Genomic DNA, 25347 nt, shown 5'->3' on the forward strand with positions numbered 1-25347 from the left:
GCCGGTGAAACGCATGGAGTCCGGATGGCAGAGTACGAGTTCATCAGCACCGAGGCGCTGGACGACGGTGCGATCGTCCGCATCATGCTGGACCGGCCGAAGCAGCGGAACGCGCAGAACCGCGGCCTGCTCGTCGAGTTGAACGACGCGTTCCTGGCCGCCGAGGCCGACGACAAGGTCCGCGTGGTGATCCTGGGCGGGATGGGGCCCATGTTCTCCTCCGGCCACGACGTCGGCTCCAAGCAGGCCATCGCCGAGCAGGTGCCGGGCCCGGAGCAGCACGTCACCTGGAGGACCAACGGCGGCACGCGGGAGGGCGTCGAGCGGCTGTACCTGCAGGAGTGGCACTACTTCTTCCAGAACACCCGGCGCTGGCGCGACCTGCGCAAGATCACGATCGCGCAGGTGCACGGCAACGTGTTCTCCGCCGGCCTGATGCTGATGTGGGCGTGCGACCTCATCGTGGCCGCCGACGACACCGTGTTCGCCGACGTGGTCGGCCAGCGCCTGGGCATGTGCGGCATGGAGTACTTCGCGCACCCCTGGGAGTTCGGGCCGCGCAAGACCAAGGAGCTGATGCTCACCGGCGACTCCATCGACGCCGACGAGGCGCACCGCCTCGGCATGGTCAGCAAGATCTTCCCGCCGGACGAGCTGGGCGACCGGACGCTGGAGTTCGCCCGCCGCATCGCCTCGCTGCCGACGATGACGGCCCTGATGATCAAGGAGTCGGTCAACCAGACCGTCGACAACATGGGCTTCGCCAACGCGCTGAACTCCACCTTCACGCTCCACGAGCTCAACCACGCGCACTGGTCGGTGGCGCACGAGGACCGCTTCCCCGTCGCCCGTCCCGAGGACGGCGTCCCGGACTGGCGCGCCGCGCCCTCCGTCATGCCGGCGCGCCGCGACTCGCCCGGCGGAGCCCCGTCGTAGGGGGCCGTCATGGATCTGTTGCTGGAGGGCAGGGCGTTCGTCGTGGTCGGCGGCAGCGCGGGCATCGGCCTCGCGGCCGCCCGGCAGCTCGCGGAGGAGGGCGCCCGCGTCGCGATCGTCGCCCGCGGCCGGGAGCGGGCGGAGGCCGCGGTGGCGGAGCTGGAGCACGCCGGTGCGGCCCAGGCCGTCGCCGTCACCGCCGACGTCGGCCGGGAGGGCGAGGCGGAACGCGCCGTCGCGGCAGCGGCGGAGGGGTTCGGCGGGCTGGACGGCATCGCCGTGACCACGGGACTGCTGGGGCACGAGCCGATCGAGGTCGCCGACGCACGGTGGGAGGAGGTCTTCCGCGACGTGCTTTTGGGCACCGTGCGCAGCGTCCAGAGCGCCCTGCCGTTCCTCCGGCGCGGCGGGGGCACCGTCGTCACGACCGCGGCCTACAGCATCCGCGCGCCCGAGATCGCCCGGCTGCCCTACGCCTCGCTCAAGAGCGGCGTCGCCACGTTCACCAAGGGCATCGCCAAGGCGTACGGCGCCGACGGGGTCCGCGCGAACTGCGTGTGCCCCGGGGCGATCGAGACGGCGGCGCTGCAGGGGCTGCGCGCCAGGATCGCCGCCGAGCGCGGGGTCCCGCCGGAGGGCGTGCTCGAACGGGTGATGGCCGAGGAGTGGCATCTGGACGTCGCGCTGGGACGCCCCGGCCGGCCGTCGGAGGTCGGCGAGCTGATCGCGTTCCTGCTCTCGCCCCGCGCGGGCTACCTCACCGGGGCGCTGGTCAACATCGACGGCGGGACCGACTTCTGACCGGCCCGGACCCGGCGGGCGCGCCGCTACAGTACTGGGGCTGGGACGGAGGCAGGGCGACGCGGTTTTCCCGGGCATTGGCGTAGGCGGCACCCGGTGGAGGTGGGAGTGCAGTGGGTTTGACGGCCCAGACTCGGAGCGAGCAGGCGGTGCTCCAGGTGGTGACCGAGCTTCTCGAGGAGGAGGGTTACGAGTCCGTCCGGATCCGCGAGGTCGCGGCGCGCGCGCACGTGTCGACCCGGACCATCTACGAGAGCTTCGGCAACCGCGACGAGATGATCGTGACGGCGCTGCAGCAGTGGATGCAGGAGAACGTCAAGGCCCCGGTGGAGGCGATCGAGCCGATTCCCGGCGAGCCGATCGACGAGGGGCTCATGCGGATGTTCCGGCAGATCTTCGCGCCCTGGGAACGCCACCCCCGGCTGCTCATGGCCGTCGACATCGCGCGGCGGGGCCCGGGCGGCGACCGGCTCGTCACCTTCGGGAAGCACGCCTTCCAGCCGGCCATCCACCAGCTGCTGAAGGACACCGACCCCGTGTACGCCAGGGACGTCAGCGAGATCCTCTACCACGTCGTCTCCGGGCTGCTCAGCCAGTTCCGCGACCGCGAGATGCCGATCACCGCCCTGCTGCCCATCATCGAGCGCACCGTCCACCGGCTCACGGAATCGCGCGTCCCGCCGCCGGCGGCGTAGCCCGGCCGCCCGCGGGCCGCCGCCTCCGGGCTCCGGGCTCCGGGCGGACCGTGGTCAGGACGAGAAGGAGTAGCCCCCGTTGACGGGGTAGGTCTGCCCGGTCACCCAGCCCGCGTCCGGGCCGGAGAGGAAGGCCACCATCGCGGCCGCGTCGTCGGGCCGTCCGAACCGCTTGATGACGTACCGGCCGAGGTTGCGGGCGAGGCGGGGATCGTCCTCGGCGCCCTCGGGCATGATCGTCCCGAGGGACACGCAGTTGACGGTGACGCCGTGCCGGCCGACCTCCCGGGCGACCGCCCGGCTGAACCCGGCCGCGCCCGCCTTGGCCGCCGAGTAGGCCGCCATCGTCGGCTCGCCCACCCGGCCCGCGTCGGAGATGACGGTGATCACCCGTCCCCAGGATCGGTCGATCATGGCGGGGAGGAAGGCCCGCACGGCGTGCATGACGCCGTAGAGGTTGACGCCGAGGAAGGGCGCCCAGTCGGCGGGGGAGGTCTCGGCGAACGGCGCGAAGTCCTCCCGGCCCAGCGCGGCCACCCGGCCGGCGTTGCCGGCGTTGTTGACCAGGATGTCGACCGGGCCCGCCGTCTTCGCGGCCTGCTCGACCGCGCTCCAGTCGGTGACGTCGAACGGGGCCGGCGCCGCGTCCCCGCCGGCCGCGGTGATCTCGTCCGCCACCGCGGCGGCGCGCTCGGGGGCGAGGTCGTTGACGACGACTCCGGCGCCGCGGCGCGCGAGCTCCAGCGCGATGCCGCGCCCGATGCCCTGACCGGCGCCGGTCACCAGCGCGCGCCGCCCGGCGTGCGTACGCTCCTCCGTCATCGCCGCTCCTGATGTGAAAGTTTTATATACGTCTATATATCATGTATCGTCCTCATGCCGCCGTCCGCGACCTCTCGGGAGACGACGTGTCCGGGCAGCCGGAGAACGGGAAGCCGCCGTCCCGGCGCCCCGCGACCAGCGTCGACGTGGCCCGTCTCGCGGGGGTCTCCCGGGCCACCGTGAGCCATGTGCTCAACGGCCAGGTCGAGCGGTTCAGCGCCGAGACGGTCGAGCGGGTGCGCGGCGCCGCCGCGGCCCTCGGCTACGTCCGCTCCACGGCGGGCCGGGCACTGGTCAGGGGACGCGGCGACTTCATCGTCCTGGCCGTGCCGCACGCGACCGTCACCCGCGTCCAGGAGGTCATCGAGGCGCTGTCGGCCGACATCGAGGAGCTCGGCTTCACCGTGGTCGTGCACTTCGCGGGGGTCAGGGCGGGACGGAAGGCGCCGGACCGGCTGCACCACATGATCGAGACGCTGCGCCCCGCCGGGGTGGTCAACCTGGGCGGGCTGTCCGAGGACGACATGGAGGCGCTGCGCGCGGCCGGCTGCCTGGTCCTGCCGCGGTACCGGTCCGGCGACCCCAACCTGTTCATCGGGCGCCTGCAGGCCGGGCACCTGCACGCGCGGGGCCGCACCGAGATCGCCTACGCGTTCACCGGCGACCGGCGCGACGACCCGTACGGGCCCGGGCGCGCGGAGGCCGTCGCCGCGTTCTGCGCGGAGGCGGGCCTGGCGCCGCCGGCGCACCTCCACGTGCCCATCGAGGCCGCGGCCGCCCGGAAGGCGCTGGAGCGCCTGGTCTCGCTCCGCGGGCGTCCGGTGGGGATCGCCTGCTACAACGACGAGGTCGCCCTGGCCCTGGTCTTCGCCGCCAAGGGGCTCGGCCTGGAGGTGCCCGGCGACGTCGCCGTCATCGGCGTCGAGCGCACCGAGGTCGGGCAGGTGGTCTCGCCCCGGCTGACGACGGTCGCGGGCGACCTCCCGGCCATCGTGGGCTTCTTCCGGTACGACCTGGCCCGGGCGTACGGCGGGGCGGCGTCCCGGCCGGAACCGCCCGGCCTGACCGACGGCTACCGGATCTACCAGGGCGAGACGACGTAGGACGACCGCGCCGCAGCGCGGCGGAGCCTGCCTGAACTCGTCGTTGACACGTGTCACCACCCGCTCGTAGTGTGAGCCGTGCCGACGGAGGACCGCCCCGCGGACACCTGTTCCGGGGCCGCGCTGGCGAGGAGGCCCCGATGCCGCTCCCGAGGAACGCGGACGTGGTGGTCGTCGGATTCGGCGTGGCCGGCGCCGCGGCGGCCCTGGCGGCGGCACGGGCCGGAGCCCGCGTCACCGTCCTTGACCGGGGCGTGCCGACGGCGCGGCCACTCGCCCTCTCACGTTCCGCCCGGTCCCGCCGGGCACTGCGGTCCGGCCTCCAGCGTGCCGCGCTCGCGGCCGGGGTCGCCGTCCACCCGCGCTGCCACGTGCACGAGCTGATGATGGACGCCGGGCGGGTGTGCGGTGTCGGGTACGCGGCGCCGCCGTCCGACGGCGGCGCCGCCACGGCTCGGCTCGCGGAGACGATCGTCGGCGAGGTCGGCTGCTCCTCGGTCGTGCTCGCCCTGGACCCGCGCCACTGGGAGTTCGTCGGGCCCGCCGTGTGGAGCGCGGCGCGCGCGAGCGGTGACGCGGACGGACCGCCGCCGACGGCCCGGCCCAGTCCGGAACTGGCCGTCCGCACCTGGTGCGCGGCGCGGGAGGCGGGCGCCGCGGCGGCCTCACGCCAGGCCGAGCTGGGTTTCGACGCCGCGACCGGAGCCGTCCTGATGGGAGCCGGCCTCCCCGTGCCCGGCCTCTACTCGGCCGTGGGCGGGCGCGCCGCCGATCCGGCCGCCGGACACCGGGCCGGACGCGGCGCCGCCCTCGAGACGGCGCGGCGCTCCGGGGCCGAGCTGCGATCGGTGATCTGACGCCCCCATGGCCAGGTCCAGTCCTCCGACAGGCAGGTGAGCCCATGCCGGACGCGGCGCGAGATCGGGAAGATCGAGGAGGGGAGCTACCAGGTCACGAGGGCGGTGCCGGGAGCGGAGTCGCCCGGCGCGGTCGCGGGCGGGGGCCGGTCCTCGCCGTCGCGGCGGCCGCCCTCGGCGAGTCCGGGCGCGGGCGCCAGGGCCCACAGCTCGCCGAGCACCTCGCGCAGGACGTCCTGGCGCAGCGAGTAGAAGTAGTTGCGGCCCCGCTTGTGCACCTCGATCAGCCCGGCCTGGGTCAGGATCTTGGTGTGGTAGGAGATGGTCGGCTTGGAGATGGGCAGCGTGTCCTCCAGGACGCTGCAGGGGAACTCGTCCTGCTGAGCCACCTGCTGGACGATGTTCCACCGGATCGGGTCGCCCAGCGCCTTGAAGACCTCTGTCGCGGTAACGGGTTCGCGGGACATGACGCCCTCTCCTCTGCACTCCACCACGGTTCCAGTGTTCGCCGACCATGAATTTAGCTCACCGGGAAAACATTTAGATATATTGACATGTATCTGAATATCCGCTTCAGTGAGATGCGTCTCGAACGGCGCCGGGTCGCCGCAGCGCCCCGTGGTCGGCGCCCGGCCGCCGATCCCGCCCGGATGTGAGGGGAAGTCCCCGATGGAGCTGGCTCTTTCGCCGGATCAGAAGCTCTTGCAGAAGTCCGCGCGAGGGCTCCGCGAGAAGGAGTGCTCGCTCGACCGCATCCGCGGCCTGGAGGACGGCGAGCTCCGCTGGAGCCGTGACTGGTGGCGCAAGGGCGCCGAGCTGGGCTGGGCGGCGACCGTCGTGCCGGAGGAACTGGGCGGCGGCAGCGTCTCCGGAGAAGGCGTGCGCGACCTGGCCCTCATCGCCGAGGAACTTGGCGCGGGAGTCGCCCCCGGGCCCCTGCTGCCGGTCAACGCCGTGCTTGCCGGCCTCGTCCACGCGCACGGCACCGGCCCCGACCACTCCGCCGAGATCGAGTCGCTCGTCGCCGGTGAGACCGTCGCGAGCTGGGCGGTCTACGAGCCCGGCGGGGAATGGACGGCCGAGCCCCCGGGCCTCACCGCGACGCCCGCCGGCGGCGGCATCGTCCTGGAGGGCGTCAAGGACCGCGTCGAGGACGCCGCGCAGTCCGACCTGTTCCTGGTCACCGCCGCCACCGCGCAGGGCACCGCCCAGTTCCTGGTCCCCGCCTCCGCGCCCGGCGTGACCGTCACCCCGCAGTGGTCCCTGGACCTGTCCCGCGCCTTCGGCGAGGTCCGCTTCGAGGGCGTCCAGGTCGGCGAGGACGCGCTGGTGGGCGTGCCGGGAGACCTGCGGACCGTGGAGCGCCAGCTCCAGATCGCCATCGTCGTGCAGTGCGCGGAACTCTGCGGCGGCCTGGACCGGATCTTCGACCTCACCACGCGGTGGGCCTTCGATCGGTACTCCTTCGGCCGGCCGCTGGCGTCCTACCAGGCCCTCAAGCACCGCTTCGCCGACATGCGCACCTGGATCGAGGCCTGCCACGCGACGACGCAGGCGGCGGCCGGAGCCGTGCAGGCGGCGGCGCCGGACGCCCCCCGGCTGGTCAGCGTGGCCAAGGCGTACGTGGGGGATCGGGCCCCGGTCATCCTGCAGGACTGCGTGCAGCTGCACGGCGGCATCGGGGTGACCTGGGAGCACGATCTCCACCTGTACCTGCGGCGCGCCGTCCTGGACCAGTCCCTCTACGGGACCCCGCGCGACCACCGCCTCCGCCTGGCCGACCTCGCCTCCGCCCGACCGGCCGAAGGGAACGACCCGCGATGACCGAGAACACCACCGAGAGCGTCGAGTCCTTCCGCGCCCGGGCCCGGACGTGGCTGGCGGAGAACATGCCGCGCTGGGACGGCCACGTGTCCCCGCCGGCCGATGACGACATCAAGGAGTGGCACCGCGCCCGCGAACTCCAGAAGAAGCTGTACGCCGGGGGCTTCGCCGGCATCTGCTTCCCGAAGGAGTACGGGGGCCTCGGCCTGTCGCCCGCGCACCAGCAGGCGTTCACCGAGGAGTGCAGGGGCTACGAGATGCCGCTGCTGCTCAACACGCCCACGTTCAGCATCTGCGCCGCGACGCTGCTCGACGTGGGCACCGAGGAGCAGAAGCGCGAGCGGATCAGCGCGGCGATCCGCGGGGACGAGGCGCTCTGCCAGTTCCTGTCCGAGCCCCGCGGCGGCTCCGACCTCGCCGGGGTGATCACCCGGGCCGAGCGCGACGGCGACCGCTGGATCCTCAACGGGGCGAAGACCTGGAGCACCTCCGCGTACGCGGCCGACTGGGGGCTGTGCCTGGCCCGCACCGACTGGGAGGTGTCCAAGCACCGCGGGCTGACGATGTTCCTCGTGCCGACGAAGGCGCCGGGCGTGACGGTGAACCGGATCCGGATGGTGAACGGCTCCCGGGAGTTCTGCGAGGAGTACTTCGACGACGTCGTGCTGCCGGCCTCGGCCGTCGTCGGCGAGGTCGGCGGCGGCTGGGAGGTCGCGTCCCGGCAGATGTTCCACGAGCGCAACGCGGTGGGCGGCGGCTCGCCCTACGTCAGCGGCCGGGGGCTCCCCCCGACCATGCCCCGCGTGCCGCCGATCGACGTGGCGCGGGCGCTGGGCAGGTCGGACGACCCGGCGGTGCGCGAGCTGGTCGGCGAGGCGCTGGTCATGACGGCCGTGCACGAGCAGATGGTGGAGCGCGTGTCGCGGGCGCTGGGCAGCGGGGCGCTCCCGCCGGCCGGCTCGTCCATGCTGCGCCTCCTGCACGCCGAGACCTCCCAGCTCAGGGAGGACATCGCGCTCAAGATCGCGGGGGCGAACGCGGCCACCGGCACGGGCGCCGACCTGGGGATCGGCGGCCGGGTGTCCATCGGCTACCTCATGCGGCAGAGCGCGAGCCTGGGCGGCGGCACCACCGAGATCTCCCGCAACATCATCAGCGAGCGGCTGCTGGGCATGCCCCGCGAGCCGGCCCTCGACCGGGACGTCCCCTTCAAAGAGGTCAAGCGCGGACGCTGACGGACGCCGGCGGACCGCGACGACGGTTGGAGAGCTGATGAACCTCGCGATGATCCTCGACATGGTCGCCGACGGCATGGCCGGCCGCGTCCTCGTCGGGGACCGCGCCACCGGCCTCACCGGCGCGGACCTGCGCGCCCGGGCGCTGGCGGGGGCCGGGCACGTCACCGCGGCCGGTGCGCGCAGGCTGGTGTACCTGGGGCCCAACGGACCGGAGTTCCCCGTCGCGCTGTTCGCCGCCGCCTTCGCGGGCGTGCCGTTCCTGCCCCTCAACTACCGGCTGGGGGAGCGGCAGCTCGGCGAGGTGATGGCCCGCCAGGAGTCCCCGCTCGTCGTGACCGACACGCCGGAGCGCGTGCCGGGCGCGGCGACCGTCGGCACCGCGGAGTTCCTGGCGCTGCCCGCGGCCGGGACGGACTCGTCCGCGGCGGTCACGACCCCGCCCGGCTCCGTCGCGGCGCTGCTCATGACGAGCGGCACCGTCTCCACGCCGAAGAGCGCCGTGCTGCGCCACGAGCACCTGACGGCGTACCTGTTCGGGTCGGTCGAGTTCGCCTCGGTGCCGGACACCGACGCCACCCTCGTCAGCGTCCCGCCGTACCACATCGCGGCGGTGGCCAACGCCCTGTCGAACCTCTACAGCGGACGGCGGATCGTCTACATGCCGCGGTTCGACGCGGGGGAGTGGCTGGACACCGTGGAGCGCCAGGGGGTCACCCACGCGATGGTGGTCCCGACGATGCTCGCCCGCATCGTGGCCGAGCTCCAGGCCCGGGGGACGCGCGGGCCCGCCTGCCTGAAGTCCCTGTCCTACGGGGGTGCGAAGGTCGCCCCCGAGGTGATCGAGGAGGCGCTCCGGCGGTTCCCCCACACCGGCTTCGTCAACGCCTACGGGCTGACCGAGACCGCCTCGTCCATCGCCGTGCTGGGGCCCGAGGACCACCGGGAGGCCGCCGCGAGCTCCGACCCGGCGGTGCGCACCCGGCTCGGCTCCGTGGGCCGCGCCCTGCCGTCGGTCGAGATCGAGGTGCACGACGGGGACGGCCGCCCGTGCCCGGCCTACCTGGTCGGCGACATCGTGGTGCGCGGCCCCCAGGTCGCCGGGGAGTACCTGGAGGCCGGGAGCATGCTGCGCCCCGACGGCTGGTTCCCCACCCGGGACCTCGGCTACCTCGACGAGCACGGCTACCTGTTCGTCCGCGGCCGGGCCGACGACACCATCATCAGGGGCGGCGAGAACATCGCGCCCGCCGAGATCGAGGACGTGCTCAACGGCCACCCGGCGGTCCTGGACTCCGTGGTCGCGGGCGTGCCGGACGCCGAATGGGGGCAGCGGATCGCGGCGTTCGTCGTCGTCCGCCCCGGAGCGGCGGTCGAGCCCGGCGACCTGCGGACCTGGGTGCGGGAGCGGCTGCGCGGCTCCAAGACCCCCGACTCGGTGACCTTCGTCGACCAGTTCCCCACCACGGCCACCGGCAAGGTGCTGCGACGCGATCTCGTCGCGGGCCTCCGGCAGGACGACTCCGTCTCCGCATGAAAGATCACTGCCACCCCGTCAGGAAGCCGAGGTCACGCAACTGTGTTCAAGCCGATGGAAGGTGTCCGGGTCCTCGAGGTCGCCCAGTTCACCTACGTGCCGTCCGCCGGTGCCGTCCTGGCGGACTGGGGCGCCGATGTCATCAAGGTCGAGCATGCGGAGAAGGGGGACGCGCAGCGCGGCATCGTCAAGGTGTTCAGCCAGAACGTCGGGTCGGAGGGGTCGACGTTCTCGCCGATGATGGACGGTCCCAACCGCGGTAAGCGCAGTATCGGGCTGGCCCTGGAGAAGCCGGAGGCCAAGCGGGTCCTGCACGAGCTGATCCGTACCAGCGACGTGTTCCTGACCAACTTCCTGCCCAGCGCCCGGGCCAAGCTGGGCATCGAGGTCGACGACGTCCGCGCGGTCAACCCCGACATCATCTACGCGGCCGGGACGGGCTTCGGGCACAGCGGCCCGGAGGCCGACAAGGGCGGGTACGACAGCACGGCCTTCTGGGCGCGCGGCGGCAGCGCCGACTCGGCCACGCCGCCCGAGGCGGAGTTCCTGACCCAGCAGCCGGTGGGCGCCTACGGCGACAACATCGGCGGGATGACGATCGCGGCCGGGATCTCGGCGGCCCTGTTCGCCCGGGCGCAGGGGCACGGCGCGGCCACGGTGGACATCTCCCTGGTGGGCGTCGGGGCCTGGGCGACCCAGATGAACGTGAACCTGGCCCTGATGGCCGGCGGTCCGCTGCCGAAGATGAACCGGCTGGCCACGCGGGCCAGCAACCCGCTCACGGGCGTGTACGAGACCTCCGACGGCCGGTGGCTGTCCCTGTCGATGCTGCAGCCGGGGCGGTACTGGCCGGAGTTCTGCGAGAAGGCGGGCCGCCCCGAACTCGCCACCGACGAGCGGTTCGACTCCGCGCAGAAGCTGATGGCCAACGCCGCCGCGGTCAGCGACATCGTCGCGGAGATCATCGCGAGCCGCACCAAGGACGAGTGGGTCGCCGCCTTCGAGGACATGGAGGGGCAGTGGTCGGTCGTCCAGAACACCTACGAGCTGGGCCACGACCGGTCGCTGCGGGCGATCGGCCAGATCGCGGAGGTGGTGGACGCCGAGGGCGTGACCCGCGAGCTGGTGGGCACCCCGGTGCAGTTCAACCGTGAGGCGCCCGAGCTGACCCGCGGCCCGCTGTTCGCCGAGCACACCGACGAGATCCTGCGGGAACTGGGCATCGGCGACGAGGAGCTGATCAACCTCAAGATCGCGGGGGCGGTCACGTGAGCGCGCCCGCGACCCCGCGCGTCGGGTTCATCGGCCTCGGCAGCCAGGGCGGCCCCATGGCCCGCCGCATCGCGGCGGCCGGCTTCCCGACCACGCTGTGGGCGCGCCGCCCCGAGACGCTCGCGGCCTTCGCCGACACCGGCGCCGCCGTCGCGGGCTCCGCGGCGGAGCTGGCCGCGGCCAGCGACATCGCGTGCGTGTGCGTGGTCGACGACGCGGGGGTCGAGGAGGTGGTGTCCGGACCGGACGGCCTCCTGGCGGGCATCGAACCCGGCGGGCTGATCGCCGTGCACAGCACCGTCCACCCCGACACCTGCCGCAGGCTCGCCGACCTGGCCGCGGCCCGGGACGTCGCCTTCGTCGACGCGCCGGTCAGCGGCGGGGGGCACTCCGCCGAGCAGGGGAAGCTGCTCGTCATGGCCGCCGGCGACGCCGGCGCGGTCGAGCGCGCCAGGCCGGTGTTCGAGAGCTACGGCGACCCCGTCCTGCACCTGGGGGAGGTCGGCGCCGGGCAGAGCGCCAAGCTGATCAACAACCTGATGATGGCGGCGAACCTGGGCGTGGCCGAGAGCGGGTTCGCGCTGGCCGCCCGGCTCGGCGTGGACCGCGCCCAGCTCTCCCAGGTGCTGGCGCACGGATCCGGCGGGAGCTTCTCGGCGTCCGTGCTGGGACCGCCGGACTTCACCCTGACGCCCCTGGCGGAGTACGCCGGTCCGCTGCTGCGCAAGGACGTCCGGCTGGTGGTCGCGCTCGCCGACGGCGGTGGCGACGCCAAGGCCGGCACCGTGCTCGCGGCGGCGGACGCCGCGCTGGAATCCCTGGGCCACCCCCGATGAACCCGCCCGTGCCCGCCCGGCTCCGCCCCGAGGGGCCGGTACGTCCCCACCCCCAACGAACGGGAGTCGATGATGACCACGCTCGGTGACCGGATGCTCGTCGACGGCGAGCTGGTGGCGGCCGGCCGCGGCCGCACCTTCGACAACGTGAATCCGGCGACGGAAGAAGTGCTCGGCGCGGTGCCGGAGGCCGACGCCGCGGACCTGGAACGCGCGATCGGCGCCGCCCGGCGCGCCTTCGACACCACCGGCTGGTCGACCGACGTCGAGCTGCGCCGCCGCTGCCTGGTCCAGCTGCGCGACGCGCTGCGCGCCGAGGTCGAGACCCTGCGGTCGGGGTACGTGGCCGAGACCGGCTGCCCGGTGAGCCAGACGCCGGGGGTCGCGATCGAGGAGTCGATCGGCTACCTCGACCACTACATCGGGCTGCTGGACACCTACGAGTGGGAGCACACGCTGCCCACCAAGTCCGTCATGGGCAGGCCCGCCGACCGGATCATCCGGCGTGAGGCGGCCGGTGTGGTCGGGGCCATCACACCCTGGAACTACCCGCTCTACCTCGGCATCTGCAAGGTCGGCGCCGCGCTGGCCGCGGGCTGCACGGTCGTCCTGAAGCCCGCGCCCGACACCCCGTGGAGCTCGCTGGCGCTCGGCGCGCTGGCCGCCGAGCACACCGACATCCCCGCCGGCGTCCTGAACGTCGTCACCACCAGCGACAACGGTGTCGCCCAGCTGCTGGCCACGCACGCCGACATCGACGCGGTCACCCTCACCGGCTCGACGGCCACGGGGCGCAAGGTGATGGGCGCCGCCGCCGACACGATCAAGCGGGTCACGCTGGAGCTGGGCGGCAAGTCCGCCGCGGTGTTCCTGGACGACCCGCTCCTGGAGCTCGTCGTCCCGGCGCTGGCCGGCGCGGTGTGCATCCACTCCGGGCAGGGCTGCACCCAGCTGACCCGGATGCTGGTGCCGCGCGCCCGCCTGGACGACGTGGTCGACATGGCCAAGGGGGCCATGGAGCAGGTGAAGTGGGGCGACCCGACCGACCCGGAGAACGTCATGGGGCCGGTCATCAACGCCGCGCAGCGCGACAAGGTGCTGCGCTACTACGAGCTGGCCGCGCGGGACGGCCGCGTCGTCCTCGGCGGCAAGCCGACCGACCGCTTCGAGCGCGGCTACTTCGTCGAGCCCACGCTGATCACCGACGTGGACCCCAAGGCCCCCGTCGCCCAGGACGAGATCTTCGGCCCGGCGCTGGTGGTCCTGCCGTTCGACGACGAGGAGGACGCGCTGCGGATCGCCGACGGCACGATGTACGGCCTGTCGGCGGCCGTGTTCAGCGTCGACCAGGACCGGGCGATGGCCATGGCCCGCCGCTTCCGGACCGGGACCGTCAGCGTCAACGGCGCCCAGTGGTTCGACGTGGAGTCCCCGTTCGGCGGCTACAAGCAGAGCGGTCTCGGCCGCGAGTGGGGCACCGAGGGCCTGGAGGACTTCCTCGAGGTCAAGACCATCGCGGTGCCCCCCGCAGGCTGAGCCGCGACCTCCTTATCCGATCCGACATCCGATCCGACTCCCCATATGAACCGACTTGCGCGAGGAGGCCCACCGTGAAGGTTCGCGTCGATCCCGGAATCTGCCAGGGGCACACGCTGTGCGCGATGAACGCGCCCGAGCTGTTCGCCCTGCGGGACGAGGACGGCCACGCGTACGCCATCGACGAGGACGTGCCGCAGGAGCAGGAGGGGGCGGCCAGGGAGGCCGTCCGCTCCTGCCCGGAACGGGCGATCGACCTGTCCTGACCCCGACCACCGATCTCGGGCTGGAGAAGCTTGCCATGACCATGGACGATGCGCCGACCGCGGACGACGCGCCCGGCGGACACACCATCAGCCTGGACCGCCACTCCACGCGGTACCGGGTGGAGTTCGAGCAGCTCACCGACGAGTTCCACGGCAGGTGCCCGGTCGCCTGGAACGACACGCACGGGGGCTACTGGTTCGCCAGCGGCAACAAGGAGCTGTTCGACCTCGCCCGGCGGGCCGACCTGCTGTCCAACGACAACGACGTGACCGGCACCGGGACCGGCTACGTCGGGATCAACATCCCGCACGTGGCCGACCGCAAGCAGCGGACCCGGGGCGGCTTCCTGGAGATGGACCCGCCGGACCAGCGCTACTACCGGCAGGCGCTCAACCCCTACCTGTCCCCGGCGGCGGTCGCGCGCTGGAAGCCGGTGATCGAGGAGCTGACCCGCGCCTGCCTCGACGAGAAGATCAAGACGGGCCGGATCGACTTCGTCGACGACCTGGCCAACATCGTGCCCGCGGTGCTCACGATGGCACTGCTCGGGGCGCCGCTGAAGGACTGGGACATCTACTGCGAGCCGATCCACGCGCTCGTCTACACGCCGCCGAGCTCGCGGAACTTCGATCGGGTGCGGCAGCTCATGCGGCGCATGGGCGAGCGGATGTTCGAGACCATGTACGAGGTGCGGGCCGAGCCGCGTCCCGGGCTGATCAACGAGCTGGTGCACCTCGAGTTGGACGGCCGCCGGCCCGACGACATGGAGCTGCTGGGCGTCCTGAACCTGCTGATCGGCGGCGGTTTCGACACCACCACGGCGCTGACCGCGCATTCCCTGGAGTGGCTGTCGCAGCATCCCGGCGAGCGGGAGCGGCTGAGCCGGGAGCGCGAGACGCTGCTGGACAGCGCGACCGAGGAGTTCCTGCGCTTCTTCACCCCCGCGCAGGGCGACGGCCGCACGATCTCCCAGGACTGCGAGGTCAACGGCACGAAGTTCAAGGAGGGCGACCGCCTCTGGCTGTCGTGGGCGATGGCCAACCGGGACGAGACGGTGTTCGAGGACCCGCACACCGTCCGGCTCGACCGCACCGGCAACCGCCACAACAGCTTCGGGCTGGGCATCCACCGGTGCATCGGCTCGAACGTGGCGCGCGTGACCTTCAAGATCATGCTCACCGCGGTGCTGGACCGGATGCCCGACTTCGTCTGCGACCCCGAGGGCGCGGTGCACTACGACTCGACCGGCATCATCAACGGGATGAAGCACCTGCCGGCCACCTTCACCCCCGGTGAGCGCCTGGGCGCCGGTCTCGAGGAGACGATCGAGAAGGTCCAGCGCATCTGCGACGAGCAGCGCCTCGCCGAGCCGATCACGGTCCGCACGACGCGGGCGAAGCTCGACGGCTGAGCGCCCATGAAAAGGAGTACGCCGTGACCCACGCGGGACCTTCCGCGGGACGGGAGCCGGGCCGGTGAGCGCGCCTGGCCGGCCCCTCCCGTTCGTCACGCCCTGGAACGAGTTCTACTGGACCGCCGGCGCCGACGGGCGGCTGCGGTTGCAGGAGTGCGGGTCGTGCTCCGCGCTCGTGCACCCGCCCAAGCCCGTCTGCCCGCACTGCCAGGGCTCCCCGCCCCGGGTGCGCGAGGTGTCGGGCCTGGCCACCCTGATCGGTTTCACCGTCAGCCACCGGTTCCGGCTGCCGGGGCTTCCCTCGCCGTACATCGTGGCGCAGGTGGCGGTCGAGGAGGACCCGCGCGTCCGCCTGACCACGCGGCTGGTGGACTGCGCCGAGGAGGACCTGCGCCTGGGCATGCGGATGGAGGTGACCTTCGAGCAGGTCGAGGACGTCTGGCTGCCGCTGTTCCGGCCCGCCGCCGACCAGCCCGAGCGGCCGGCCCCGCTCCCCGAGGACGAGGAGTCCCCCGAACGGATCCGCGCACTGGTGCGGCCCCCCGTGCGCAGTCGCAAGTTCGAGGACGACGCCGTGCTGTCGGGCGCCGGGGCGTCCCGGATCGGCCGCCGGCTGATGGCCGACCCGCTGGCGCTCACCGTCGAGGCGTGCCGGGCCGCCGTCGCCGACGCGGGCCTGGGCATGGACGACATCGACGGCCTGTCCACCTACCCGGGCGGCGGGCTGGAGCACGGCATGGGGGAGGGCGGCGTCACGGCGCTGGAGGCGGCGCTGCGGATCCGCCCGACCTGGTACAACGGCGGCGGGGAGACCTTCGGGCCCGGCGGATCGGTGATCGCCGCGATGCTGGCGGTCTCGGCCGGGCTGGCCCGGCACGTGCTGTGCTTCCGGACCGTCTGGCAGTCGACCCACGACCGCCTGCTGCGCGAAGGGCGGCTCGGCTTCGGCGGCGGCGGGCGGATGGCCGGTGACATGGGCTGGGGGATGCCGTTCGGCGCGACCTCGGCCGCGCACGTCCTGGCCCAGAGCGCGCAGCGGCACTTCCACCGCTACGGGACCACCCGGGAGACGCTCGGCTGGATCGCCCTCAACCAGAGGGCCAACGCGGCGCTCAATCCGACGGCGATCTATCGTGAGCCGATGACGATGGACGACTACCTCGGGGCACGGATGATCACCACGCCGTTCGGCCTCTACGACTGCGACGTCCCCTGCGACGCCTCGGTCGCCGTCGTCGTCTCCGCCGCCGACACCGCCGGGGACCTGCGCGTGCGCCCGATCCGCGTGGAGGCGGTCGGCACGCAGATCGTCGAGCGGCTCGAATGGGACCAGAGCACCTCCACGCATGAGCCGCAGGTGCTGGGACCGGCGGCGCACCTGTGGACCCGGACGACGCTGCGCCCCGGCGACGTGGACCTCGCCCAGCTGTACGACGGCTTCACCTTCAACTGCTTGTCCTGGATCGAGGCGCTGGGCTTCTGCGAGATCGGCGAGGCCGGGGACTTCCTGGAGGGAGGCAAGAACATCGCCCGGGACGGCGTGCTCCCCCTCAACACCCACGGCGGGCAGCTCTCGCACGGCCGCACCCACGGCATGGGCCTGCTCCACGAGGCGATCGTGCAACTGCGCGGGGACGCCGGAGACCGCCAGGTCGACGGCGCCCGCGTGGCCGTGGTGAGCAGCGGCGGCCTCACCCCCAGCGGGGTCATGCTGCTGCGCACCGACACCTGACCGAGCCACACCGAACGAATGAGGAACGATTGCCGATGAAGCTGACCCTGGGACAGACGCTGGAGAGCGTCGTGGACTCGACGGCCCTGGTCGTCGTCCGGGCCCCCGCCGAGGACCTCGAGGTGACCTGCGGGGGCCGCGGGATGGTGCCGAAGGGCGAGGCGGGCGAGCCCGTCGAGGCCGCGGCCACCGGCGCCGGCCTCCTGCTGGGGAAGCGGTACACCGCCGACGGCCTCGACATCGAGCTGCTGTGCGTCAAGGGCGGCGAGCACCCGGTCGCCGTCAACGGGGCCGAAGTGGCGCAGAAGTCGGCCAAGCCGCTCCCCGCGTCCGACTGACGGCGGTTCTCCTTTGTCTTCCAACACTCCCCGGCACGTCGTGGTCGTGGGCGCCGGGCTCGGCGGCCTGCGCACGATCGAGCGGCTGCGCTCGGGCGGTTACGCGGGCCGGATCACGCTGGTCGGCGCCGAAGAGCACGCCCCCTACGACCGTCCACCGCTGTCCAAGCAGATCCTCTCCGGGCAGTGGGAGCCCGAGCGGGTGTGCCTCCGCGACCGGGCGGGCCTGGCCGAGCTGGAGGTGTCGGCGCGTCTGGGCACCGGGGCGGTCGCCCTGGACGGCACGACCGTCACCCTGGACGACGGCGGCACCGTCACCGGCGACGCCGTCGTCATCGCGACCGGGCTGGTCCCGCGCAGGCTGCCGCACCAGCCCGAGGGGGTGGCGACGTTGCGCACCCTCGACGACGCTTTGGCGCTGCGGAAGGCCCTCGGCTCCGCCCGGTCCCTGATCGTCATCGGGGCCGGGTTCATCGGGGCGGAGGTCGCCTGGGCCGCCCGCCGCGCGGGCGTCGAGGTGACCGTGCTGGAGGCGCTGAGCGTGCCGTGCGAGCGGGTGCTCGGGCGCCGGGTCGGCGCGCTCGCGGCCCGCCTGGTCACCGGCGCCGGGGTCGACCTGCGCTGCGGGTCGCGGATCGCCCGGCTGGTGGACGGGCGCACGGTCGAGATGGCGGACGGCACCGTGCTGTCGGCCGATGTCGTGCTGGCCGCCGTCGGCGCCGTCCCCGACCTGACCTGGCTCGGCGGCGCGGGGGTCCGCGTCCAGGACGGCCTGGCCTGCGACGAGCGCGGCCGCGTGGTGGGCATGAGCGGCGTCTGGGCGGTCGGGGACGCGGCCGCCTGGTGGAACCCCGCCGCCGGCCACCACCACCGCGGCGAGCACTGGACCATGACGTGCGACCAGGCGGCGACGGCGGCGTGCGACATCCTCGGCGCCGAGCTCCCGCCGACGAGCCCGCCCTACGTGTGGTCCGACCAGTTCGAGCTGAAGATCCAGGCGATCGGGCGGACCGACCTCGCGGACGAGGTCGTCCCGCTGCACGGTGACGGCCTGGGCGGCGGCCCCGTCAAGGGCACCGTCGCCGCGTACTTCGCGGGGGACACGCTGACCGGGGTCGTCTCCTTCGGCGCCCCGGCGCTCGTCATGCGCTACCGGCCGCTGGTCGTTGCACGCGCCGGCCGTTCGGAGGTCCTCGCCCGGGCCGCCGGCGGCAACGGGCGGGTCCCCGGCTGAGAGCCCCGGCCGGTCAGCCGAGCCGCCCGGAGCGGACGGCGGCGACGACGCCCCCGTCCACGAGCAGGTCGGTTCCGGACAGGAAGCCCGCCGTGGGGCCGAGCAGGAAGTCGGCGGCGGCGGCGATGTCGGCGGGCGTGCCGAGGCGCCCGGCGTTGGAGGCGTCGACCATCGCCTTCATGCCGGCGCCGTGCTCGCCGGCCAGTTCGGCCTGGCCCATGGGGGTGGCGATGACGCCGGGGCTGATCGAGTTGATCCGGGCGCCGCGTGCGCCCCAGGACGGGCTCGCGCCCTGGACGCGCAGCAGGTTGGCGTACTTGGCGAAGGAGTAGGCGGCGCCGGAGTCGGCGAAGGCCGCGGCGTCGGCGGCGGGCAGGGACAGCAGTTCGTCGGCCGGGGCCGTGGCCAGCCGCAGCGCGTCCTCGGGAGGGAGGCCGGGGTGGAAGTGGCCGGCCATGCTGGCGATGACGACCCCGGCCCCGCCGGGGGCGACGACCTTGCCGAACTCCTCCAGGACCAGGGCGACCCCCAGCAGGTCGACCGCCAGGATCGCCGCCACCGGCGCCTGGACGGGGGACAGCCCGGCGGTGTGCGCCACGGAGTGGACCTTGCCCAGCGAGGCGGCCCGCCCGGCGAGCGCGGTGACCGACTCGCGGGAGGAGACGTCGACCGCCTGGGGGGTCACGTCGTAACCCTCGTCGCGGAGCGAGCCGGTCACCGTCTCCAGCAGATCCTGGTCGAAGTCCGCGGCCAGGACGCGGGCCCCGACCCCCTGGCGGCGGGCGATGGCCTGCCCCATCCCGCCGACTCCGATGACCACCGCCACGTTCCGGGTCATGCGATCGCCCCTTCCCCGCTCGTCTCCGCCGGCACCGCCTCTACTCCGACATATGCCGGTTTTCCAACATCTGTCGGAAACAATACAGTAGGGAGTGTGCACGCCCACCGGTCCACCGATCCCCGCGTCCACCGCTCCCGCACCGCGCTCGAGACGGCGGTGCTGGACCTGATCAAGGAGCGGGATCTGGCGCGGATCACCATCCGGGACATCACCCGGCGGGCCGGCGTCAACCGGTCGACGTTCTACGAGCACTACAGCGGCGTGGACGACCTGGCGGCCGGCGCGTGCGCCGCGCTGTTCGACGAGCTGATCGCCGCCGCCCCCGTCGTCGGCCGGTCCTACCGGCCCGGCGGCGAGGACTTCGCCGCCGGCGCGCTGACCGCGGTGTTCGCGCACGTCGCCGAGCACGCCCGCCTGTACCGGGCGCTGGTCGGGGACGGCGGCAGCGCGCGCGTGATCAACCGCATGCACCAGCGGCTCGCCATCGCGATCCACGTCAACTTCACCGGTGCCGAGGACGGGCGGCGGACCCACGTCGACGACCCGCTCGAGATCCCGCACGACTCCGACGCGGCGTTCCTCGCCGGCGCCCTGCTCGGGACCATCCTGGACTGGCTGCGCCGCGGCTGCCCCGGCGGCGCGGACGAGATGAGCGCCGCGGTCTGGCCGCTGCTCCGGGCCGTCGGCGAGGCCGATGGCGGGGGCCCGGGACCGTCAGTCGATATCGGTGTCGAGTAAAGTCCGGGCGGGGACCGTACCGGACGGTGCGCCGTGAACGATGGGACGAACCGCATGGCAGGGGACGAGGCCGCGGAGCGCGCCGCCGACCGGGAGTGGCTGGCGCTGAAGGTGGACGAGCGCGGCGAGACCGCCACGGTCGAGCTCGGCGAGCGGCATCTCGCGCCGTTCGGGCGGATCTACGGCGGCACCGGCGCCGCGCTGGTGTCCGCGCTCATCGAGGCGTCGACCGGCCGGCGGCTGCTGTGGGCGACGACCCAGTTCGTCGGGGCGTGCGGCGAGGGCGACCGCCTCGACCTGAAGGCGGACGTCGTCGCGGCCGGGAGGCGGACGTCGCAGGTCCGCGTCACCGCCCATGTCGGCGACGAGCTCGTCCTGCAGGCTTTGGGGGCCTCCGGCGAGGCCGGGACCGACATCCCCGAGGGCGCGGTCGCCGAGGCCCCGGCCGTGCCGCCGCCCGCGGACTGCCCCGAGATGGAGCTGGCGATCCCCGACGGCCTCCCGGCGGGGTTCTTCGGCGGCATCGAGCGGCGTTCGGTGGACGAGGGCGCCCACCGCTGGTGGATGCGGCTGCCCGACCGTCCGCTGGCCCGTCCGGCGCTGCTCGGCCTGGCGGGCGACTGCCTGCCGCCGATGGTGATGCGCGAGCTCGGCGAGCCGGGCGCCGGGACGAGCCTCGACCTCACGGTCCGGGTCGGGGTGCCCTCGGCCGCCGAGTGGCTGCTGATCGACGGGCGGCCGGACATGGCGGCCGGCGGGTACGGTCACGGCCGCGTGCGGCTGTGGGCGGAGGACGGCGCGCTCGTCGGCACGGTCGCGCAGACCACCGCGCTGTGGCGCGCGCTGGGCTGACACGGGCGACCGGGCCCTCAGCCGCCGGCCGCGCCCTCCATCCACTCCGGGTTCGGGGTTCGGCGCAGGTCGACGGCGCGGATCCAGATGTCGTTGACCGTGGCGGCGGCCCCGCCGATGTCGAGTCGGCCCTCCTCGTCCCCGGCGACGAACAGCCAGTAGGCGACGTTCGAGATCATCGAGATCAGCGCCGCCGCGGTCGGGATCGGGTCGACCCGCGGATCGGCGACGCCCCGGTCCTGCCAGCGGCGGATCAGGTGGCCGACCCGGTCGATGGTCTGGTTCCGGCGCCGGACGGAGGTGGCGTGGAGGTCCTCGCCGATGTGGGCGAGCTGCTCCCGCAGGGCGTAGATCCGGGCGTTCTCGCGGTACACGTCGAAGTAGCGCAGGTTGGCCCGGCACAGGGCGTCGACCGGATCGAGGCCGTCCTCCCCGTCCACCCGCCGGCCCACCGCCTGGTCCACGACCTCGGAGACCTCGGCGCAGACGACGTTGAACACCTCGAGCTTGGAGGAGAAGTAGGTGTAGAAGCTGCCGTGGGCGACGCCGGCCTCGCGGGCGATGTCGGCGACGCCGACGTCCAGGTAGCCGTCCCGTTCGAAGACCCGGCGCGCGGCCTCCATGATCCGCCGCCGGGTGCGCTCGCCGCGGGCCGTGCCGCGCTCGGCGTGGACGGCGCGCCGCTCCGCCGCGGTCCCGGCCGGGGTCCATCCGCCGCGGGTGCGCGGGCCCTCCGCCGTGGCACGGGCGCCGCGGCCTCCCTTGCGGGTGCCGCCGGACGGGGATGCGGGTCGTGCCACGTGGACCGGATCTCCCTTCCCTTTCTGGGCCGCGCCGGCCGGGGCGGGCCGCCTCGACTATATCGGCGCGACATCGCGGGCAGGGGTGACGGTCGACATCGATGTCGAAAGGCGATAGACCATACAACTTTAGACTTGTGTCCTGTCTAGCTGGACGGTACGTTGATCGCGTGCGGACTCACGGATGGGGCGGCTCGCCCCCCGCCAGCGACGAGGAAGCGGTCGGCCGGATCAAGGAGGCCACCCACCGCTGCGTCCAGGAGCTGGGCGGCGCCACCACCATCGCGCACGTGGCGTCGGCCCTCGGGGTCAGCCGCCAGACCGTCTACCGCTACTTCCCCAGCACGGACGCGCTGCTGATCGCGGCGGCCCTCGACGGCACGCAGGACTTCCTGGCCCGCCTGGCGCGGCGGCTGCGCACCATCACCGCCCCCGACGAGGCGCTGGTCGAGGCCGTGGCGTACACGATCAACCAGATCCCCGGCGAACCCTACCTGCGCCTCCTGCTGGACTCCGGCAGCGGACGATCCCTGCTGCGGAGCGTCACCTCCGACACCTCGCGCGCCATCGGCCGGTCCCTGCTGGACCAGACCGCGGTGGACTGGGACGCCTCAGGGTTCGGTCCCGAGCGGCGCAACGAACTGATCGAATGGACGCTGAGAATCGTGCAGTCCTTCCTCCTGGACCCCGGCGACCCGCTGCGGACCAGCTCCGAACTCCGCGAGTTCCTGCGGCGCTGGCTCGCCCCCGGCGTCGCCGCCCTCACCGCCGGGGCCGGCGACCCGAGGGTGGCCTCATGACCGTCGGAAGCGGGCCCGCCCCGGCCCCCGAGGCCGTCACCGAGCCGGCCGTCCCCGGCGGCGCCGCCCTGTACGAACGGGACGGGGCCCTGGTCGTGCCCACCGACCGCGCCCGCGGTCCGTGGCGCCGGGACGCGCTGCACGGCGCCGCCGTCGCGGCACTGCTGGCCGCCGCCGTCGACGTGCCGGGATGGACGCCCGCACGCATCACCTTCGACCTGCTCGGGCCGGTCCGGGCCGTCCCGATGACGCTGTCGGTGACCCCGCCCGAGGGCGGCCGCCGGGTCGTGCGCCAGGACGTCACCCTGCTGGAGGGGGACGAGCCGGTGGCGCGCGCCCGGTGCCTGGCGGTGCGCCGTGCCGACCTCGACCTGCCCGAGGGCGCGACCGACCACCCGGATCCGTTCGCGGGCGCGGCGGTGCCCGACCTGACCACCCCCAAGACCGGGGTCAGCGAGTACGTCGGCTGGGAGTGCTTCGACAGCTCCGCGGTCAGCGTCCGCTCGCTGCGGTCGCCCGACCTCGGCCCGGACTCGGTCGGCCTGTGGATCAACCTGCTGGTCCCGGTCATCGCCGGCGAGCCGACCCCCGCGATCGCGCGGGCCGCCGCGGCGGCGGACTACGCCTCCACCGCCACCCACATGCGGCTGCCCTTCGACCGGTGGAGCTTCATGAACGCCGAGCTGAGCCTGCACGTCTCCCGCGAGCCCACCGGCCCCTGGGTGGGCCTGGTCTGCGCCGGCGTCGTCCAGCCCGTGGGCTGCGGCTTCAGCGCGGCCACCCTCTACGACTCGGCCGGACGCCTCGGGCAGTCGGCGCAGGCGCTGGTCGTCGAGGCGCGGGAGCAGGCGGCCCGGAGCCGGTGAGCGCCGGAGGCCGGCCCGCCGGCTCAGGGCGACTGGCAGGGCGTGGAGATCAGCGAGTCCGGGGTGATGCAGGGAGGGGCCCCGGCCCGCTGGATGAGCCTCCTGGCGGAGTCCCCGGCGAGGAAGGTGAGGAACGCCGCGGCGGGGCTGTTGTTCGGCGGCGTCCCGTAGGTGTAGAAGACCTCGGGCGCGACGAACGGGTAGCGGTGCTCCGCCGGGGAGGTGTCCGCCCTCCTGCCGTCGAGGGTGAGGATGCGCAGGTTGGGGTAGCGGCGGGTGTCGGTGGCGATCTGCAACTCGGCGTAGCCGATCGCGCCGGGGAGCCGGTTGACGGTGTCGAGGATCTGCGCCTGGCTGCTGCGCTCGCAGCGGATGACGCGGGCGGCGGCGCGGATCTCGTCCTTGCGCCGGCAGTCCCGGGACGACAGCTCCGGTTCGGGCTCGTTGAGCACCTGCTCCTCGAAGATCGTACGGGTGCCGGAGCCCTCGGTCCTGCTGACCATCCGGATCGGAAGGCCGGCTCCGCCCCTGAACCGCTTCCATTCGGTGGGCGCGCCGTCCCGCGCGTAGATGGAGCGCAGGTCCCGCACCGACAGGCCGGTGAGGCCGGTGTCCTTGTGGACGACGACGGCGAAGGCGGTCAGCGCGACGGGCAGGCCGCGGAAACCCCGCAGCCTGATCTCCTCGGAGTCGCGTTTGAGATGCCCGTCGTGCATCGCGATCGTCGTCGCGGCGTTGGCCGCGGTGAGGGTGCGCACGCCCTCGTTCGAGCCGATGGAGCGCACCTCGATCCGCGCGTCCTCGCACTGGGCCTCATAGCCTCGCCGGATGGCGTGGGCCGTCCGCTCGAAGGCGGTGGAGCCGACGAGGCGGAGCGTGCCGCTGAAGCACACGGAACGTTCCCGTGGGGAGCCCTCCCCGCCGGCCACCCGGCCCACCCCGACGCCGCCGGCGAACACCAGCGCGGCCAGTCCCACCGCCAGCGGCCGCCGCCCGCGGGTGACCCACCGCGCACGCCCGCGGGGCTCTCGCGCGACCGGGACGGCCTCGACCGGCTCGGCGGGCTCGCCGGGCTCGGCGGGTGTGATGGCCTCGGCGGCCGCCAGCCGCGCGCGCAGGTCTTCGGCTTCCGCCTCGGCGCCGGACAGCCGCCGCCGCAGCTCGGCCGCCTCGGCGCGGGCCTGGGCCAGGTCGTCGGGCGGGGCGATGTGCCGGAGCCGCTCGTACGCCTCGACCCAGCGCGCGACCTCCGCCTCGGGCAGCCCGCAGGCCGCCGCGAAGTACCCGACCCTGACCCGCTCGCGGTCGTTGGTCGTGCGCCACCGGTCCTTCTGGAGCATCGCGCTGATCGTGGCGTCGGGCAGCGTGCCCCACGAGCGCCGCTCGATCTCCGACTGCCTGGGCGACCCCGCCCACCCGCGCAGCCCGGCCAGCAGCCGGTAGAAGTCCCGGATGTCACCGGCCTCCGCCGGGTCGGGCAGCCTGCGCCCGGTGCCGAACGCCGGAACCGTCCAGGGCTCGAAGGTCACCGGATGCCGGGAGGCCAGCCGCCGCCACGGCGCCTTCTCCCGGTGCGCCCCGACCACCGCGGCGGGCTTGCCGTTCCTGTTCCGCTCGAACGCCGCGCGCAGGTCGTCGCCCCGCTCGTCCCACTGGGCCTGCTCGGCCGCCGACCACCGGTCGCGCACCGCCGCCGCCCCGCCGCCGTCGACTCCCGCGGCCGCGAGGCAGGCGCTGACGACCTCCCAGGACATCAGTTCGCCGTCCCCGGCCAGCAGCGTCCGGACCGTCTTCTCCCGCAGGCCCGTGCGCCGCGCCAGCGCGGCGGGCTCGTCACCGTCCAGGCGGTGCCGCAGGTCGCGGGTGAAATCCGCCTTCCGGTCGAGATAGGAGGTCAACGCCCGCTCCGTCCGTCTCCCGCAACTCCGCACAGGCGCCCGTCCAGGGGCGATCACTCAACCCGATCACTCATCATTCCGCCGGTATCGGCATACCCTCCGCGAGTTGTCCA

General features: G+C 73.7%; 25 protein-coding genes. 20 read left to right on the forward strand and 5 right to left on the reverse strand.

All coding sequences use genetic code 11. The features are described from left to right. Window positions 1-24 precede the first annotated feature (24 nt). From ACFPZN_RS12005 to ACFPZN_RS12015, 3 genes are all read left to right on the forward strand, one after another. Complete coding sequence (locus ACFPZN_RS12005; RefSeq protein ID WP_378281957.1) at window positions 25-936, forward strand: enoyl-CoA hydratase; 912 nt, start codon at window positions 25-27, stop codon at window positions 934-936. Window positions 937-945: 9 nt separating this feature from the next. After that, window positions 946-1737: an SDR family NAD(P)-dependent oxidoreductase gene (locus ACFPZN_RS12010; RefSeq protein WP_378281958.1), complete on the forward strand. Its 792-nt coding sequence runs from the start codon at window positions 946-948 to the stop codon at window positions 1735-1737. A gap of 119 nt (window positions 1738-1856) precedes the next feature. Then, entirely contained in the window at window positions 1857-2432 is a 576-nt protein-coding gene (locus ACFPZN_RS12015) for a TetR/AcrR family transcriptional regulator (protein ID WP_378281959.1), read from the forward strand. A gap of 54 nt (window positions 2433-2486) precedes the next feature. Here ACFPZN_RS12015 and ACFPZN_RS12020 read toward each other — a convergent pair whose 3' ends face one another. Beyond that, a complete protein-coding gene (locus tag ACFPZN_RS12020) occupies window positions 2487-3254 on the reverse strand; it encodes an SDR family NAD(P)-dependent oxidoreductase (RefSeq protein ID WP_378281960.1) in 768 nt (255 codons plus the stop codon). Between the two features lie 41 nt (window positions 3255-3295). On the opposite strand from ACFPZN_RS12020, the gene ACFPZN_RS12025 reads away from it, so the two are divergent. Together ACFPZN_RS12025 and ACFPZN_RS12030 are read left to right on the forward strand one after the other, a co-directional pair. After that, entirely contained in the window at window positions 3296-4357 is a 1062-nt protein-coding gene (locus ACFPZN_RS12025; RefSeq protein ID WP_378281961.1) for a LacI family DNA-binding transcriptional regulator, read from the forward strand. A gap of 140 nt (window positions 4358-4497) precedes the next feature. After that, complete coding sequence (locus ACFPZN_RS12030; protein WP_378281962.1) at window positions 4498-5214, forward strand: FAD-binding protein; 717 nt, start codon at window positions 4498-4500, stop codon at window positions 5212-5214. A gap of 86 nt (window positions 5215-5300) precedes the next feature. Here the strand turns inward: ACFPZN_RS12030 and ACFPZN_RS12035 are convergent, their stop codons facing one another. Next, window positions 5301-5681, reverse strand: coding sequence for an ArsR/SmtB family transcription factor (locus tag ACFPZN_RS12035; protein WP_378281963.1), 381 nt, complete (start codon window positions 5679-5681; stop codon window positions 5301-5303). A gap of 202 nt (window positions 5682-5883) precedes the next feature. Between ACFPZN_RS12035 and ACFPZN_RS12040 the strand changes: the two genes are divergently transcribed. From ACFPZN_RS12040 to ACFPZN_RS12090, 11 genes are all read left to right on the forward strand, one after another. After that, complete coding sequence (locus ACFPZN_RS12040) at window positions 5884-7038, forward strand: acyl-CoA dehydrogenase family protein (RefSeq protein WP_378281964.1); 1155 nt, start codon at window positions 5884-5886, stop codon at window positions 7036-7038. Further along, the gene (locus tag ACFPZN_RS12045; RefSeq protein ID WP_378281965.1) at window positions 7035-8273 is read left to right on the forward strand and encodes an acyl-CoA dehydrogenase family protein; all 1239 of its coding nucleotides are present in this window, start codon (window positions 7035-7037) and stop codon (window positions 8271-8273) included. The genes ACFPZN_RS12040 and ACFPZN_RS12045 overlap by 4 nt, the downstream gene beginning before the upstream one ends. 37 nt (window positions 8274-8310) lie before the next feature. Next, window positions 8311-9810 carry a class I adenylate-forming enzyme family protein gene (locus tag ACFPZN_RS12050; protein ID WP_378281966.1) on the forward strand — a complete coding sequence of 500 codons (1500 nt, stop codon included), beginning with the start codon at window positions 8311-8313 and terminating at the stop codon, window positions 9808-9810. 54 nt (window positions 9811-9864) lie between these two features. Continuing rightward, window positions 9865-11082 carry a CaiB/BaiF CoA transferase family protein gene (locus tag ACFPZN_RS12055; protein WP_378281967.1) on the forward strand — a complete coding sequence of 406 codons (1218 nt, stop codon included), beginning with the start codon at window positions 9865-9867 and terminating at the stop codon, window positions 11080-11082. After that, window positions 11079-11918 (forward strand): NAD(P)-dependent oxidoreductase, encoded by an 840-nt coding sequence (locus tag ACFPZN_RS12060; RefSeq protein WP_378281968.1) that lies wholly within the window; start codon window positions 11079-11081, stop codon window positions 11916-11918. Before ACFPZN_RS12055 ends, ACFPZN_RS12060 begins: the two co-directional genes overlap by 4 nt. Window positions 11919-11990: 72 nt before the next feature. Further along, on the forward strand, window positions 11991-13454 hold the full coding sequence (locus tag ACFPZN_RS12065) for an aldehyde dehydrogenase family protein (protein WP_378281969.1): 1464 nt from the start codon (window positions 11991-11993) through the stop codon (window positions 13452-13454). Between the two features lie 74 nt (window positions 13455-13528). Continuing rightward, window positions 13529-13720, forward strand: coding sequence for a ferredoxin (locus tag ACFPZN_RS12070; protein ID WP_378281970.1), 192 nt, complete (start codon window positions 13529-13531; stop codon window positions 13718-13720). Between the two features lie 35 nt (window positions 13721-13755). After that, the gene (locus ACFPZN_RS12075; RefSeq protein WP_378281971.1) at window positions 13756-15132 is read left to right on the forward strand and encodes a cytochrome P450; all 1377 of its coding nucleotides are present in this window, start codon (window positions 13756-13758) and stop codon (window positions 15130-15132) included. A gap of 64 nt (window positions 15133-15196) precedes the next feature. Next, window positions 15197-16867, forward strand: a complete 1671-nt coding sequence (locus tag ACFPZN_RS12080) for a thiolase C-terminal domain-containing protein (RefSeq protein ID WP_378281972.1) — start codon at window positions 15197-15199, stop codon at window positions 16865-16867. Between the two features lie 35 nt (window positions 16868-16902). Then, window positions 16903-17205: a hypothetical protein gene (locus ACFPZN_RS12085; RefSeq protein ID WP_378281973.1), complete on the forward strand. Its 303-nt coding sequence runs from the start codon at window positions 16903-16905 to the stop codon at window positions 17203-17205. A 13-nt stretch (window positions 17206-17218) separates the two neighbouring features. Beyond that, window positions 17219-18439, forward strand: coding sequence for an NAD(P)/FAD-dependent oxidoreductase (locus ACFPZN_RS12090; protein WP_378281974.1), 1221 nt, complete (start codon window positions 17219-17221; stop codon window positions 18437-18439). A 13-nt stretch (window positions 18440-18452) separates the two neighbouring features. Here ACFPZN_RS12090 and ACFPZN_RS12095 read toward each other — a convergent pair whose 3' ends face one another. Continuing rightward, the gene (locus ACFPZN_RS12095; protein WP_378281975.1) at window positions 18453-19277 is read right to left on the reverse strand and encodes an SDR family oxidoreductase; all 825 of its coding nucleotides are present in this window, start codon (window positions 19275-19277) and stop codon (window positions 18453-18455) included. 96 nt (window positions 19278-19373) lie between these two features. Between ACFPZN_RS12095 and ACFPZN_RS12100 the strand changes: the two genes are divergently transcribed. Both ACFPZN_RS12100 and ACFPZN_RS12105 read left to right on the forward strand, forming a co-directional pair. Next, window positions 19374-20018 carry a TetR/AcrR family transcriptional regulator gene (locus ACFPZN_RS12100; RefSeq protein ID WP_378281976.1) on the forward strand — a complete coding sequence of 215 codons (645 nt, stop codon included), beginning with the start codon at window positions 19374-19376 and terminating at the stop codon, window positions 20016-20018. A gap of 54 nt (window positions 20019-20072) precedes the next feature. Continuing rightward, window positions 20073-20870: an acyl-CoA thioesterase gene (locus ACFPZN_RS12105; protein WP_378281977.1), complete on the forward strand. Its 798-nt coding sequence runs from the start codon at window positions 20073-20075 to the stop codon at window positions 20868-20870. Window positions 20871-20887: 17 nt separating this feature from the next. On the opposite strand, the gene ACFPZN_RS12110 is transcribed toward ACFPZN_RS12105, so the two are convergent. Then, a complete protein-coding gene (locus ACFPZN_RS12110; protein WP_378281978.1) occupies window positions 20888-21670 on the reverse strand; it encodes a TetR/AcrR family transcriptional regulator in 783 nt (260 codons plus the stop codon). Window positions 21671-21840: 170 nt separating this feature from the next. Between ACFPZN_RS12110 and ACFPZN_RS12115 the strand changes: the two genes are divergently transcribed. Beyond that, complete coding sequence (locus tag ACFPZN_RS12115; RefSeq protein WP_378281979.1) at window positions 21841-22470, forward strand: TetR/AcrR family transcriptional regulator; 630 nt, start codon at window positions 21841-21843, stop codon at window positions 22468-22470. Then, window positions 22467-23336: an acyl-CoA thioesterase domain-containing protein gene (locus ACFPZN_RS12120; protein WP_378281980.1), complete on the forward strand. Its 870-nt coding sequence runs from the start codon at window positions 22467-22469 to the stop codon at window positions 23334-23336. Before ACFPZN_RS12115 ends, ACFPZN_RS12120 begins: the two co-directional genes overlap by 4 nt. A 23-nt stretch (window positions 23337-23359) precedes the next feature. On the opposite strand, the gene ACFPZN_RS12125 is transcribed toward ACFPZN_RS12120, so the two are convergent. Continuing rightward, window positions 23360-25234 carry a substrate-binding domain-containing protein gene (locus ACFPZN_RS12125; protein WP_378281981.1) on the reverse strand — a complete coding sequence of 625 codons (1875 nt, stop codon included), beginning with the start codon at window positions 25232-25234 and terminating at the stop codon, window positions 23360-23362. Window positions 25235-25347: the final 113 nt, after the last annotated feature.

Source organism: Actinomadura rugatobispora (genome assembly GCF_042656285.1).
Classification (GTDB): domain Bacteria; phylum Actinomycetota; class Actinomycetes; order Streptosporangiales; family Streptosporangiaceae; genus Spirillospora; species Spirillospora rugatobispora.

Excerpts from the sequence above, each read along its gene's own strand:
- ACFPZN_RS12005 (WP_378281957.1), top strand. The coding sequence starts at position 25 with ATGGCAGAGTACGAGTTCATCAGCACCGAGGCGCTGGACGACGGTGCG.
- ACFPZN_RS12010 (WP_378281958.1), top strand. The coding sequence starts at position 946 with ATGGATCTGTTGCTGGAGGGCAGGGCGTTCGTCGTGGTCGGCGGCAGC.
- ACFPZN_RS12020 (WP_378281960.1), bottom strand. The coding sequence starts at position 3,254 with ATGACGGAGGAGCGTACGCACGCCGGGCGGCGCGCGCTGGTGACCGGC.
- ACFPZN_RS12025 (WP_378281961.1), top strand. The coding sequence starts at position 3,296 with ATGTATCGTCCTCATGCCGCCGTCCGCGACCTCTCGGGAGACGACGTG.
- ACFPZN_RS12030 (WP_378281962.1), top strand. The coding sequence starts at position 4,498 with ATGCCGCTCCCGAGGAACGCGGACGTGGTGGTCGTCGGATTCGGCGTG.
- ACFPZN_RS12035 (WP_378281963.1), bottom strand. The coding sequence starts at position 5,681 with ATGTCCCGCGAACCCGTTACCGCGACAGAGGTCTTCAAGGCGCTGGGC.
- ACFPZN_RS12040 (WP_378281964.1), top strand. The coding sequence starts at position 5,884 with ATGGAGCTGGCTCTTTCGCCGGATCAGAAGCTCTTGCAGAAGTCCGCG.
- ACFPZN_RS12045 (WP_378281965.1), top strand. The coding sequence starts at position 7,035 with ATGACCGAGAACACCACCGAGAGCGTCGAGTCCTTCCGCGCCCGGGCC.
- ACFPZN_RS12050 (WP_378281966.1), top strand. The coding sequence starts at position 8,311 with ATGAACCTCGCGATGATCCTCGACATGGTCGCCGACGGCATGGCCGGC.
- ACFPZN_RS12055 (WP_378281967.1), top strand. The coding sequence starts at position 9,865 with ATGGAAGGTGTCCGGGTCCTCGAGGTCGCCCAGTTCACCTACGTGCCG.
- ACFPZN_RS12065 (WP_378281969.1), top strand. The coding sequence starts at position 11,991 with ATGACCACGCTCGGTGACCGGATGCTCGTCGACGGCGAGCTGGTGGCG.
- ACFPZN_RS12075 (WP_378281971.1), top strand. The coding sequence starts at position 13,756 with ATGACCATGGACGATGCGCCGACCGCGGACGACGCGCCCGGCGGACAC.
- ACFPZN_RS12085 (WP_378281973.1), top strand. The coding sequence starts at position 16,903 with ATGAAGCTGACCCTGGGACAGACGCTGGAGAGCGTCGTGGACTCGACG.
- ACFPZN_RS12095 (WP_378281975.1), bottom strand. The coding sequence starts at position 19,277 with ATGACCCGGAACGTGGCGGTGGTCATCGGAGTCGGCGGGATGGGGCAG.
- ACFPZN_RS12105 (WP_378281977.1), top strand. The coding sequence starts at position 20,073 with ATGGCAGGGGACGAGGCCGCGGAGCGCGCCGCCGACCGGGAGTGGCTG.
- ACFPZN_RS12120 (WP_378281980.1), top strand. The coding sequence starts at position 22,467 with ATGACCGTCGGAAGCGGGCCCGCCCCGGCCCCCGAGGCCGTCACCGAG.